The sequence below is a fragment of the Pseudomonas sp. MYb2 genome (assembly GCF_002979955.1).
Taxonomy (GTDB): Bacteria; Pseudomonadota; Gammaproteobacteria; order Pseudomonadales; family Pseudomonadaceae; genus Aquipseudomonas.
The window spans coordinates 83779-96478 of sequence record NZ_PCQC01000022.1 but is presented as its reverse complement, the minus strand read 5'-3'; the positions used below and the strand labels follow the sequence as shown (position 1 = coordinate 96478).

Annotated in this window: 16 protein-coding genes; 1 reads left to right on the top strand and 15 read right to left on the bottom strand. The window is 60.7% G+C overall.

The window, feature by feature from the left end; all coding sequences use genetic code 11:
- Nucleotides 1-317, top strand: a 317-nt coding sequence (locus CQ009_RS26245; RefSeq protein ID WP_105709140.1) for a DUF6124 family protein, incomplete at its 5' end; no start/stop codon positions are given.
- Between the two features lie 149 nt (nt 318-466).
- On the opposite strand, the gene flhB is transcribed toward CQ009_RS26245, so the two are convergent.
- From flhB to fliH, 15 genes are all read right to left on the bottom strand, one after another.
- The gene (flhB, locus tag CQ009_RS26240; RefSeq protein ID WP_064390870.1) at nt 467-1606 is read right to left on the bottom strand and encodes a flagellar biosynthesis protein FlhB; all 1140 of its coding nucleotides are present in this window, start codon (nt 1604-1606) and stop codon (nt 467-469) included.
- Nucleotides 1607-1609: 3 nt separating this feature from the next.
- A complete protein-coding gene (gene fliR / locus CQ009_RS26235; protein ID WP_064390869.1) occupies nt 1610-2395 on the bottom strand; it encodes a flagellar biosynthetic protein FliR in 786 nt (261 codons plus the stop codon).
- Nucleotides 2396-2398: 3 nt separating this feature from the next.
- Nucleotides 2399-2668, bottom strand: coding sequence for a flagellar biosynthesis protein FliQ (gene fliQ, locus CQ009_RS26230; RefSeq protein WP_007920026.1), 270 nt, complete (start codon nt 2666-2668; stop codon nt 2399-2401).
- Complete coding sequence (fliP, locus tag CQ009_RS26225) at nt 2665-3423, bottom strand: flagellar type III secretion system pore protein FliP (protein ID WP_007920027.1); 759 nt, start codon at nt 3421-3423, stop codon at nt 2665-2667. Before fliP ends, fliQ begins: the two co-directional genes overlap by 4 nt.
- Nucleotides 3423-3875 (bottom strand): flagellar biosynthetic protein FliO, encoded by a 453-nt coding sequence (gene fliO / locus CQ009_RS26220; RefSeq protein WP_064390868.1) that lies wholly within the window; start codon nt 3873-3875, stop codon nt 3423-3425. Before fliO ends, fliP begins: the two co-directional genes overlap by 1 nt.
- Entirely contained in the window at nt 3876-4325 is a 450-nt protein-coding gene (fliN, locus tag CQ009_RS26215; RefSeq protein ID WP_007920031.1) for a flagellar motor switch protein FliN, read from the bottom strand.
- A gap of 58 nt (nt 4326-4383) precedes the next feature.
- Nucleotides 4384-5352, bottom strand: a complete 969-nt coding sequence (gene fliM, locus CQ009_RS26210; protein WP_007920032.1) for a flagellar motor switch protein FliM — start codon at nt 5350-5352, stop codon at nt 4384-4386.
- 9 nt (nt 5353-5361) lie between these two features.
- Complete coding sequence (gene fliL, locus CQ009_RS26205; RefSeq protein WP_064390867.1) at nt 5362-5865, bottom strand: flagellar basal body-associated protein FliL; 504 nt, start codon at nt 5863-5865, stop codon at nt 5362-5364.
- A 205-nt stretch (nt 5866-6070) separates the two neighbouring features.
- On the bottom strand, nt 6071-7435 hold the full coding sequence (locus tag CQ009_RS26200; RefSeq protein ID WP_105709139.1) for a flagellar hook-length control protein FliK: 1365 nt from the start codon (nt 7433-7435) through the stop codon (nt 6071-6073).
- Nucleotides 7436-7539: 104 nt separating this feature from the next.
- Nucleotides 7540-7887 carry an Hpt domain-containing protein gene (locus CQ009_RS26195; RefSeq protein WP_105709138.1) on the bottom strand — a complete coding sequence of 116 codons (348 nt, stop codon included), beginning with the start codon at nt 7885-7887 and terminating at the stop codon, nt 7540-7542.
- Nucleotides 7888-7918: 31 nt separating this feature from the next.
- Nucleotides 7919-9622 (bottom strand): fused response regulator/phosphatase, encoded by a 1704-nt coding sequence (locus CQ009_RS26190; protein WP_064390864.1) that lies wholly within the window; start codon nt 9620-9622, stop codon nt 7919-7921.
- 5 nt (nt 9623-9627) lie between these two features.
- The gene (locus CQ009_RS26185; RefSeq protein ID WP_064390863.1) at nt 9628-9933 is read right to left on the bottom strand and encodes an STAS domain-containing protein; all 306 of its coding nucleotides are present in this window, start codon (nt 9931-9933) and stop codon (nt 9628-9630) included.
- 151 nt (nt 9934-10084) lie between these two features.
- On the bottom strand, nt 10085-10537 hold the full coding sequence (fliJ, locus tag CQ009_RS26180; RefSeq protein ID WP_064390862.1) for a flagellar export protein FliJ: 453 nt from the start codon (nt 10535-10537) through the stop codon (nt 10085-10087).
- Between the two features lie 6 nt (nt 10538-10543).
- A complete protein-coding gene (gene fliI, locus CQ009_RS26175; protein ID WP_105709137.1) occupies nt 10544-11902 on the bottom strand; it encodes a flagellar protein export ATPase FliI in 1359 nt (452 codons plus the stop codon).
- On the bottom strand, nt 11892-12698 hold the full coding sequence (fliH, locus tag CQ009_RS26170) for a flagellar assembly protein FliH (RefSeq protein ID WP_105709136.1): 807 nt from the start codon (nt 12696-12698) through the stop codon (nt 11892-11894). The genes fliI and fliH overlap by 11 nt, the downstream gene beginning before the upstream one ends.
- Between the last annotated feature and the right edge of the window lie 2 nt (nt 12699-12700).

Here is a 12700-nt window from a genome sequence, read left to right as displayed (position 1 = left end):
CCCCCTACGAATCCCTCGACTCAAAAAAACTCCACGAAGCCGCCGACCGCGCCCTCGACCACTACCTCTGCCCACCCGGCGCCACGCCGCCGCCACGCAAAACCCGCTCGATGTATGCCGTAACCGCAGACTTCAAAAATGAAGAACTGCTGGCCGACGCCTGCGAAACCCTCGCTTGCGCCAGAACCATCGCCAACGACTTCGCCAATCTCATACCGGCCTCGCAGCGCAGAACGCTGCAGGGCATCGCGCAATTGATCATGCTCGGGGAGCTGGCGGTGAATCGGGCGCTGGATAATCTGCAGTTGCCGAATTAGTTCGGTCACAGATCGTTCCCACGCTCTGCGTGGGAATGCCTCAACGGACGCTCCGCGTTCGGCTCTGGGAAAGGGACGCGGAGCGCCCCGGGCTGCGTTCCCACGCTCTGCGTGGGAACGATCAGAGACAAAAGGCATGAGGGGAGAAATCAGGAATCGCGGCGCAGATCCGGTGGAATCGGCAAATCGTCCTTGAGCGGATCCGGGCGTTTGCCCTTGCCCGCACGGTACTGGCGGATCTGGTAGACGTAGGCCAGCACCTGGGCAACCGCCAGGTAGAGGCCACCAGGAATTTCCTGATCCAGCTCGGTGGAGTAGTAAATCGACCGCGCCAGCCCCGGCGATTCAAGGAGCATGACGTTGTTGGCCACGGCGATTTCGCGGATTTTCAGGGCGAGGAAGTCGCTGCCCTTGGCCAACAGTATGGGCGCGCCGCCCTTTTCGGAATCGTACTTGAGCGCGACAGCGTAGTGCGTCGGGTTGGTGATGACCACGTCGGCGTCGGGAATCGCCGCCATCATCCGGCGCTGGGACATTTCGCGCTGGGTCTGGCGGATGCGCTGTTTAACCTCTGGGCGACCTTCCTGATCCTTGTGCTCGTCGCGCACTTCCTGCTTGGTCATCAGCAGTTTCTTGTGCGCCTCCCAGAGCTGCACCGGCACGTCGACGGCGGCGATGATGATCAGGCCGCAGGCGAGCCACAAAGTGCTCCAGCCAACCAACGTAACGCTGTGAATGATCGCCATCTCCAGCGGCTCATGGGCGATCCGCATCAGGTCATCGACGTCCGACATCAGCACCACCAGTGCCACACCCAAAGTGACCAGAAACTTGGCCAGCGCCTTGAGCAGTTCGACCACAGCCTTGAACGAAAACATCCGCTTCAGGCCGGCCGCCGGGTTCATCCGGCTGAACTTGGGTGCCATGGAGCCGGCCGCAAACAACCAGCCACCCAGAGAAATCGGCCCGATCAATGCCGCCAGCAATAACGTGATCATGAACGGCTGGATGGCCAACAACGCCATCTGACCCGACTTCAACAAAAATGCGCCCATGGAACCCTGATCCATGATCACCTCACGCGACAGCGTGAAGTTCATGCGCATCAGTTCCATCAGGTCTTCGGCCAGCATACCGCCGAACACCAGCAGGGCGCCGGCACCAGCCATCATCACGGCAAGGGTGTTGAGTTCTTTGGAGCGGGCGATCTCACCCTTTTCCCTGGAGTCCTTTTTACGTTTCTCCGTGGGGTCTTCTGTTTTGTCCTGACCGCTTTCGCTCTCAGCCATGACTCAGCGCGCCCGTGCCAGTTCGCGTAACAACTGCAAGGCCTCGGTGGCCAGCGGCTGATACTGATTGAGAATGTCCGCCAGCCCCACCCAGACGATGAACAGCCCGAGCACCAGGGTCAGTGGGAAACCGATGGAGAAAATGTTCAATTGCGGCGCTGCACGGGTCATCACGCCAAATGCGATGTTGACCACCAGCAACGCGGTGACAGCCGGCAACACCAGCAACAACGCTGCGCCCAGCACCCACCCGAGCTTGCCGGCCAATTCCCAGTACTGCGCCGTCATTAATCCGCCACCGACCGGCAGCGTGGTGAAACTTTCGGTGAGGACTTCGAAGACCACCAGATGGCCGTTCATCGACAGGAACAACAGGGTCACGAGCATGGTAAAGAACTGCCCGATCACCGCCACCGAGACGCCGTTGGCCGGGTCGACCATCGAGGCGAAGCCCATGCCCATCTGGATCGCGACAATCTGCCCGGCCACGGCGAACGCCTGGAAGAACAGCTGCAGGGAAAACCCCAGCACGGCACCCACCAGAATCTGTTCGGCAATCAGCAGCAAACCGCTCAGATCCAGAGGGCTGACCGCCGGCATGGGCGGCAGGCCCGGGGCAATGCACACGGTAATCGCCACGGCGAAATACAGGCGTATCCGCCGCGACACCAGCGTGGTGCCGAACACCGGCATCACCATCAGCATCGACGCGACGCGAAACAGCGGCAACATGAACGAGGCCACCCAGGTACTGATCTGGGTGTCGGTCAGCTGAAGCAGCGATTGCATGGCTTAGCCGATGACCATCGGAATGTTTTTGTACAACTGGATGATGTATTCCATGAACGTCTGCACGATCCACGGACCGGCGACGATCAGCGTCACCAGCATCACCAGCAGACGCGGCAGGAAGCTCAGAGTCTGTTCGTTGATCTGCGTCGCGGCCTGGAACATTGCCACCAGCAGGCCGACCAACAGGCTCGGCACCACCAGGATCGCGACCATCAAAGTGGTCAGCCACAGCGCTTCACGAAAGATATCGACCGCGACTTCCGGCGTCATGGCGAGACACCTCCGAAACTGCTGGCCAGGGTGCCGATGATCAGCGCCCAACCATCAACCAGCACGAACAGCATGATCTTGAACGGCAGCGAAATGATCAGCGGCGACAGCATCATCATACCCATCGCCATCAGCACACTGGCCACAACGAGGTCGATGATCAGGAACGGAATGAAGATCATGAAGCCGATCTGGAACGCCGTTTTAAGCTCAGACGTGACAAAGGCCGGTACGAGAATGGTCAACGGTGCCTGATCCGGCGTGGCGATGTCGGTGCGCTTGGACAGGCGCATGAACAGCTCAAGGTCGCTGGTGCGGGTCTGCGCGAGCATGAAGTCCTTGATCGGCACCTGAGCCTTTTCCACCGCTTGCTGAGCGGTGAGTTTTTCCGCCAGGTACGGTTGCAGCGCATCGTTGTTCACCCGGTCGAATACCGGCGCCATGATGAACAGCGTCAGGAACAGCGCCATGCCGGTGAGGATCTGGTTCGACGGCGTCTGTTGCAGACCGAGGGCCTGACGCAGGATCGAGAAGACGATGATGATCCGGGTGAAACTGGTCATCAGGATGACCGCCGCCGGGATAAAGCTCAGCGCGGTCATGATCAGCAGGATCTGCAGACTGACCGAATACTCCTGCGCGCCATCGGCGTTGGTGCCCAGCGTGATCGCCGGGATCGACAACGGATCGGCGGCGAACGCCAGTGGCGCGGCCAGCAACAGGGCCAGCGTCAAGACGATGCGTAACGCACCCATTACTTCGTATCCTTCTGATCCTTGCCGAGAATCTTCAGCAGCTGCTGGGCAAATTCCGGGGTCGCTTTTTCACTGGTCGCAGGCACGTCGACCGGTTCCTTGAGCACATGCAGCGCGGTGATGGTGCCGGGGCTGAGCCCGAGCAGGATCTGCTCGTTGCCGACCTGGACCAGCAGCAAGCGGTCACGCGGACTCAGTGCGCGCGACCCGATCAGCTCGATCACTTGCCCCTTCCCGGCAGGACCCGCCTGCTGCACGCGACGCAACAGCCAGGCGAGGAAAAAAATCACCCCCAGCACCAGCAGCAGGCCGAACACCAGTTGCGTCAATTGCCCAGCCACGCCGCTGGTCACCATCGGCGCGGTAGCGGCAGGCACTGTCGTGGCTGTCGACGGCTCAGCAGCCAGCACGCTCAGCGGCAAGGCCAACAGAGCCCAGAGAAACCTTTTCACTCAGCGCAGCTTCTTGATGCGTTCGCTTGGGCTGATCACGTCAGTCAGGCGGATGCCGAACTTCTCGTTGACCACAACCACTTCGCCGTGCGCGATCAGCGTGCCATTGACCAGCACGTCCAGTGGCTCACCAGCCAGACGATCGAGCTCGATCACCGAACCCTGGTTGAGTTGCAGCAGGTTGCGGATGTTGATGTCAGTGCTGCCCACTTCCATCGAGATCGATACCGGGATGTCGAGGATGACGTCCAGGTTCGGACCATCCAGCGTCACTGGATCGTTATTTTTCGGCACGCTGCCGAACTCTTCCATCGGCAGACGCGAGCCGCTGGCCGCGTCGGCCGCCAGCAGTGCGTCGATGTCAGCTTGACCATCACCGGTTTCTTCCAGGGCCGCAGCCCATTCGTCAGCCAGTGCCTGGTCGTCCTGGGCGTTCATATCGTCGTTCATCATGTGTCCTCGGCGGGCAACAATTCAGTTAATGCAAAAAAGGGGGTGTGGCGCCGCTTCAGCGACGCTCGATCGGCTCGATCACTTGCAACGCGAGGTTGCCTTTGTGCGAGCCCATCTTGACCTTGAAGGCCGGCACGCCGTTGGCGCGCATGATCATTTCGTCCGGCATCTCGACCGGGATCACATCCCCCGGTTGCATGTGCAGGATGTCGCGCAACTTCAACTGGCGGCGAGCGACGGTGGCACCGATCGGCACGTCGACATCGAGCACGTCCTGACGCAGGGCGTTGACCCAGCGCTCGTCCTGATCGTCGAGGTCGGACTGGAAACCGGCATCGAGCATTTCACGCACCGGCTCGATCATCGAGTACGGCATGGTCACGTGCAGGTCGCCGCCACCGCCATCGAGTTCGATGTGGAAGGTCGACACCACAATCGCTTCGCTCGGGCCGACGATGTTGGCCATGGCCGGGTTCACTTCCGAGTTGATGTACTCGAAATTGACTTCCATGATTGCCTGCCAGGCTTCTTTCAAATCGACGAAAGCCTGTTCCAGCACCATGCGCACCACGCGCAGTTCGGTCGGGGTGAATTCACGCCCTTCGATCTTGGCGTGACGGCCGTCGCCACCGAAGAAGTTGTCCACCAGTTTGAACACCAGTTTGGCGTCAAGGATGAACAGCGCGGTGCCGCGCAACGGCTTGATCTTGACCAGATTGAGGCTGGTCGGTACGTACAGCGAGTGCACGTATTCGCCGAACTTCATCACCTGTACGCCACCGACGGCAACGTCCGCCGAGCGGCGCAGCATGTTGAACATGCTGATGCGGGTGTAACGGGCAAAACGCTCGTTGATCATTTCCAGAGTCGGCATGCGTCCACGGACGATGCGATCCTGGCTGGTCAGGTCGTAGCTTTTGACACTGCCGGGTTCGGCAGCGTTATCGGTCTGTACCAGACCATCGTCGACGCCATGCAACAGCGCGTCGATTTCATCCTGGGACAGCAGATCCTGCACGGCCATGTCGTGTTCCTACTGCAGTACGAAATTAGTGAAAAGCAACTGTTCGATCACCACTTTGCCCAGCTCTTTCTGCGCCACTTCCTGGACGCTGGCTGTGGCCTTCTGGCGCAACATCTCCTGGCCGACCGGGGTCGCCAGTGTGGCGAAATCCTGACCGGAGAAGAGCATTACCAGGTTGTTGCGGATCACCGGCATGTGCACTTTGAGCGCGTCCAGATCGGCCTGGTTACGCGCCAGCATGGTGAGGCTCACCTGCATGTAGCGCTGACGACCGTTCTGGTTGTAGTTGGCGACAAACGCCGGCGCCATCGGCTCGAAAATCGCCGGTTGCTTGCCGACGGGCGCTGCATCGGCGGCCTCGGCAGGCTTGCTCTGGGCACTGTGCATGAAGAACCAGGTCGCCCCCACGGATGCACCAATGGCCAATAGCAATGCCAGCACGATCACAATGATCAGCTTGAGTTTGCCTTTGGTTGCGGGGTCTTTCACTGCTGCTGTTTCGCTCTTCGCCATGCCAATAATCCGTCACTAATCGGGTTTTCACAGTCGCACGGCAAGGCAAGAGCAAGTGTTATGCCAGAAGTGTCGAAGCCAGGAATTGGAGGAACGGCTAGAAGCACAAAGCAAAAGATCGCAGCCTTCGGCAGCTCCTACATAGGCGCGTGTACATCCTGTAGGAGCTGCCGGAGGCTGCGATCTTTTAATGTCCTCGCAAACGTCAGGCGTAGTAGTCGACCGCGCTGGAGCCAATCACGCTGGTAGTTTGAGCAGCGGCTTCAGCAATGGCGGCAGGCGCCAATTCTTCATCCGCCGAATCGAGGCGACCGCCGGCCGCGCTGGTGCGGCCACTCTGGCCCTGCTGCGCCTGCTCCTGGCCTTGCTGGCCCTGCCAGCCACGGCTCTGGTCGGAGACATTGACGTCAACCTGGCCCATGCCCTGCTGGTTGAACATGTCACGCAGGCGATGCATCTGGCCGTCAAGTGCTTCGCGCACACTTGGATGCGCGCTCATGAAGGTCACCTGTGTCTGCTGATCCGGTACCATGTTCACGCGGATATCCAGACGCCCGAGTTCGGCCGGCTGCAATTGAATGTCCGCCGCCTTCAGATTGGCGCTCGACAGATACATGACGCGGTTGACCACTTCTTCGGTCCAGCCGCTCTGATGCATGGCAATTGGTTGATTCACCGGTACCGCGTTGGCGGTCTTCGGTGTCGCGGCCTGAGTCAGTGCCGCCAGACGGTTGGCGAAGTCATCGACACGGGTATCGCTGGTCGCAGTCTTGAGGTCTTTGAGACCGTCATCGATCAAACCACTGAAAGCCTTGTCACCGCCCTGACTGGTGCTGTCCTTGTCGGCTTGCACGTCGAGCATACCGGCCATGCCGGCCGCAAAATTCTGCGCCGCCGTCAGCTCACCGTCGGCCTGAGCCTGAGCTGGCGAGGCTTTCGGTTGCGCCTGGCTGGCAGCGGAAATGTGCCCGCCCTGCTCCATCGCCATACGCACCACTGGCAGCGAGTCGAGGGGGTCCGCCGAAGGATCGAAATCACTGTCAGTGGCAGGCGCCGGGTCTTTGACCACGCTCGGCAATGCGGCGAGCGCAGGGGGGGCGGTTTCAGGCTGGGCGGTGGCAACCGGGGTCGGCACCACGGGCGGCGTGGTCACCGGCTGCACAGCGATTGCCAATGCCGGATCGAGTGCCGGGTCAACGGGCGCGGCATCAACCACTGCTGGCTGAGAAGTGTCCGTGCTGTCGTCGCTGCTGGCAGTGGTGTCATCGCTCGCGGCGGTTTTATCGGCTGGCAAGTCGTTGCCGCTATCGGCAACCGCCGGTTGCGCAGCGGCAGATGGATCCTTGCCAACGTCCTTTTTACCGCTGTTGTCAGCGACCTTGTCGCGCGGCGACTTGGGCGAATTGTCAGCGGCTGCAACAGGCTTGCTCGACCCCTGATCGGCGAACACTTTCGCGAAGCTTGAGGCTTTATCCCCGGTGTCTACGGCCATCGCCGACGTTTTGGCAGAAGCGGCTTGCGCCTTGGCCTGAGCGGCGTTTTGAAGAAGGATGTTGGGGGTCGCAGGCATGAAACGGTCTCCGCTGCACTGGGATCGTAGGTACAGTTGCGGAGATAACTGCAAGTGCCGGGCCAGTTTTGTCCGGCGCTTGAGAAAAGCGCCGGACGGCGGGATCAGTGGGTGTGAGCGGGATGTTTTTCGCTTTCGTAAACCGGGCGAACTTCAGCAAATTCGCCACTGATCTCAGCGACCAGTTTGACTATTTCCGCCGGACTCTTGTCTTTGGCGTCCGATTCGAGTTCCTGGCAGAGTGCCGCCAAACGGACAGCGCCCATGTTGCTGGCGCTGCCCTTGAAACTATGGGCAACTTCCGACAACACCTTGGCATCAGAGGTCTTTTGCAACTCGCCCAAGCGACTTTCGGAATCCGCCAGAAAGGTATCCAGAAGCTCCGGATAACCCTCCTCCATGACTTCGCGCAGTACGCTGAGCGCCTCGCGATCAATATGTGTGTCAGCCACTTGTTCACTCCTTGATCAAGAATTGCGCGGATTATGCCTGAACCTCCCAGGAAAACTCCACGCGGGCACTACGACCTTCGTCCGACCAACTGGCGTTGCGCCCCAATTGCCGGACCAGGCTGACACCACGTCCCGACAAACGGACACCGTCCAGCGGTCGATCCATCACCCGCGCCACATCGAAGCCCTTACCACTGTCGTCCACCCGAATCACCAGACGACCGCCGTCGCCCTGCGGCTGCACCTGCAAATGCACGCGCACGAAACCGTCCTGCAACGCCTCCAGCCGATCGTTGCGCTGCTGATAGTAGCGAGCGAAACCCGCCGCATCGCGCTTGAGACTGGAATCCAGCCCGAGCACGCCGTGCTCGAGCGCATTGGAATACAACTCCGCCAGCACGCTGTACAAAGCACCACTCTGCGCCCGCAATCCATGCACCTCAAGCAGCAACTGCAGCAGGTACGGCAACGGATTGAAACGTTTGAGCGTGGCGCCGCAAAACTCGAAGCTTACCGACCAGTCCAGCGGGCACGACTGGCCGCTGTCGGAATACACCGGTGCCGAGGGCTTGACCTGCGCCGGCTCCAACAGGCTGACCTCGACCATGCTGACGTCATCGCGCGCCTCGCCGCGAAAATCCCGCAGTGCCTGCTCGATGTCCTCGAACAAGCGATCCGGCTCGCGGTTGGCGGCGAACACCTGCTGCAAGCGCTCGACGCCGAACAATTGATCACTGGCATCGCTGGTGTCGATCACCCCGTCGGACAACAGGAAAACCCGGTCACCGACTGCCATCGGATGAACTTCAGTGCAATCGTCGAACGCTTGGGGACTGAGCACTCCCAACGGCAGATGCCGCGCGGCCAACGGCACGCGCTCGCCCGTGGCGATCCGGTGCAGATAGCCGTCGGGCATGCCGCCATTCCACACTTCGACCGAGCGCCGTTGAGAACTCAGGCACAGCAGCGTCGCGCAGCAGAACATGTCCACCGGCAGGATGCGCTTGAGCTTGGCGTTCATCTCGCGCAGGGTTTCGGCGAGGCCGTAGCCCTTGGCGGTCATGCCGTAGAACACTTCGGCCAACGGCATCGCGCCGACCGCAGCCGGCAACCCATGGCCGGTGAAGTCGCCGAGCAGCACATGCATGTCGCCGGCCGGGGTGTACGCCGCCAGCAACAAGTCACCGTTGAACAGCGCGTAAGGCGATTGCAGATAACGGATGTTCGGTGCACTGAGGCAGCCGGAGTGCGCAACCTTGTCGAACACCGCTTTGGCCACGCGTTGTTCGTTGAGCAGGTAATCGTGGTGTTTGGCAATCAGATCGCGCTGCTGCAGCACGGTCGCCTGTAACCGGCGCAAGCGGTCCATCGCCTTGATTTTGGCGGCAAGGATCACTTGGTTGTAGGGCTTCGCCAGAAAGTCGTCGCCGCCGGCATCCAGACAACGCACCAGCGCTTCGCTTTCAGTGAGCGAGGTGAGGAAGATGATCGGCACCAGCGTCTCGCCCGCCAGCGCCTTGATCTGCCGCGCGGCCTCGAAGCCGTCCATCACCGGCATCATCGCGTCCATCAGCACCAGATCGGGTCGCTGTTGGCGAAACAGATCGAGCGCTTCGGCACCGTTGGCCGCCGTCAGGACTTCGTGGCCCTGGCGACGAACGATGGTCGACAGCAATAAGCGATCGGCGGCGCTGTCTTCGGCGATCAGGATCGTCAGCGGCTCTTGCACCTGCATGGCCGTCAACTGATGTCGAAGAGTTTGTCGAAATTGGAGATGGCGAGGATCTTTTTCACGTCGGAGCTGCTGTTGACGACTCGCACGTCCGAGTTATCGCCGCCGGCGTGATCGCGCAGCAGGAGCAACATGCCCAGTGCCGAGCTGTCGAGGTAGGTGGCTTCTTTCAGATCGACCACAATGGATTCTGGTTTCCTGTCGAGCCGCTCATAAGACTCGCGAAATTCCTGATGGCGCCCGAAATCGAACCGCCCCTTGACCGAAATCGTCAGTTTTTGACCATCCGGAGATACTTCTGCAACGACTGACATTGACTGGCTTCCTTGTCATTGACGAACGTGTACAAGGTTTAGCATCTGGACAGGGTTGGGGCAAGGTCAGGAAGCCAGATCAAAAGATCGCAGCCTTCGGCAGCTCCTACACCGATCCCCTGCCGAAGGCTGCGATCTTTTGATTTTTGTTTCAGAACGGATTCTGTCGGGGCAATCGCTGGGACAGTTCATCAAGCAGCTTCTGCTCGCGCTTGTCTTCGAGGCGTTGCGCCTCTTCACGGTAGCGCTGCACCAGTTTGCGCAGGCCTTCGACTTTGGCGAATGCCTGTTGCCAGGCCTCACGCGCGTTGTCCAGATTCTTCTGGTGCCAGTTAAGGCTCTGCCGTTGCTGATCGACGGCGGTGTCGAGCTGCGCCAGAAAGCCCTGAAAACCCAGCAACCATTGGCCGGTCACGCCGGTGGCGCCGCGTACGATCCATTGCTCGGAGTAGTCCAGACGAAAGGCATTGAGGTCGGCCAGCTTGCTTTCTGCGACCTTCACTTGCCCCTGAAAGTAACCCAGCCGCTGCACAGCGGTTTTCTCGGCTTTTTCAGCCATGTCCACCACCGGCGCCAGACGCGCGGCTCGACTGACGGCGGCCATGAGCGGTTAACCGCCCGCCGCAGGTGCGAACAGCGTTTCGAGATAGGCCTGACTTTCACCCATGTTGATTTTGTCGTTGAGGCCCTGACGCTGATAGCGGACTAACTGCGGTTGCAGGGAAATCGCCACGTCGGTTTCACGGTCGCCGCCGGCCACATAGGCGCCGACACTGATCAGGTCACGACTCTGCTGATAACGCGACCACAGTTGTTTGAAATACTGCGCACGCTGCATGTGCTCCGGCGAAACCACCGCCGGCATCACCCGGCTGATCGACGCTTCGATGTCGATGGCCGGATAGTGCCCTTCCTCGGCCAGACGCCGGGACAGCACGATGTGGCCGTCGAGTACGCCTCGCGCCGAGTCGGCAATCGGGTCCTGCTGGTCATCGCCCTCGGACAACACGGTATAGAACGCGGTGATCGAACCACCGCCCTTCTCCGCATTACCGGCGCGCTCCACCAGTTTCGGCAGCTTGGCGAATACCGACGGCGGATAACCCTTGGTCGCTGGCGGCTCGCCGATGGCCAGGGCGATTTCCCGCTGGGCCTGAGCGAAACGGGTCAGCGAGTCCATCAGCAACAGGACGTTCTTGCCCTTGTCGCGGAAATACTCGGCGATGCGCGTGCAGTACATCGCCGCGCGCAAACGCATCAACGGCGCGTCATCCGCCGGCGAGGCAACCACCACGGAACGTTTGAGGCCTTCTTCACCGAGGCTGTGCTCGATGAATTCCTTGACTTCGCGACCCCGCTCACCGATCAGGCCGACGACAATAATGTCGGCCTCGGTGAAGCGGGTCATCATGCCCAGCAACACCGACTTACCGACACCGGTACCGGCGAACAGGCCCAGACGCTGGCCACGACCGACCGTCAGCAAACCGTTGATGCAACGGATACCGACGTCCAGCGGTTCGCTGATCGGGTCACGGTTGAGCGGGTTGATCGTCGGGCCGTCCATCGGCACCCAGTCTTCGGCCTTCATGCCGCCCTTGCCGTCCAGCGCACGACCGGCGCCGTCGAGCACGCGACCGAGCATGCTCATGCCCATCGGCAACCGACCGGTATCGGCCAGTGGCACCACGCGGGCGCCGGGGGCGATACCGGCGACACTGCCGACCGGCATCAGAAAGACTTTGCTGCCGGAAAACCCCATGACTTCCGCTTCCACCTGCGAGGGGTGATAGCTGTCGTCATTGATCACCAGACAACGGGTGCCCATGGCAGCGCGCAGGCCTTCGGCTTCGAGGGTGAGGCCGACCATGCGCAGCAGGCGACCTTCAAGAATCGGCGCGCCGGCAATTTCAACCGCCTCGGCATAACTGCTCAGGCGCTTGGCGAAACTGGTGCGTTCAAGACGCATCGGGTTCGTCCGCGAGCGGCTCTTCAGACGTGGCCGCCGGTTTTACGTCTTCGGGGATATCCAGAGTCAGATCCGCCTCGGCCGGGTGCAAGGCTTGCTCGTGCAACTGATCGAACAATTTGGCCATGACCTGGGCCACGCGGGTTTCGATGCTGGCATCGATGCGGCTGTGCTCGGTTTCAACCCGGCAACCACCCGGCAACAGCGATTCATCTTCGACAATGCGCCAGGTTTCCTCATGACGTTCGCGCAAAGCCTTGGCTTGCTCGAAGTCCTGCGGATTGACGTACAGGCGCACGTTGTCGACGCCCAGCGGCAACAGCTTGAGCGCATCGCGCATGACGTGTTCGATCTGGCTGGAATCGATGGCCAGTTCGCGCTTGATCACCTGTTTGGTGATGTGTTGCACGAGGTCGACCAGCGACTTTTCGATCTGCGTGTCTTGCTCGGCGATGGGCTCGAACAGGTTCGCCATCAACTGCTCAAGGCTGGCGAGTTTGGCGGTGAGCGCCACCTCGGCTTCTTGACGCACCTTGAGCGTAGCACTGTGAAAACCTTCCTTTTCGCCGATGCCGAAGCCCTCGTTGTAAGCCTCCTGACGGATGCTTTCGAGTTCTTCCAGAGTCAGTGGCTGGACTTCTTCCAGCGGCACTTCTTCCATTTCCGGCGGTTCGGGCTCCGGTTCAGGCTCGGGTTCCGGCTTCGGCGGGTCGAAGCTGGGCATGGCCCAGGATTCGAAACCACGGACATCGCGGGCACGGATCAGATCCGTCACATCGTCGTCGTGCTTGTCCATGG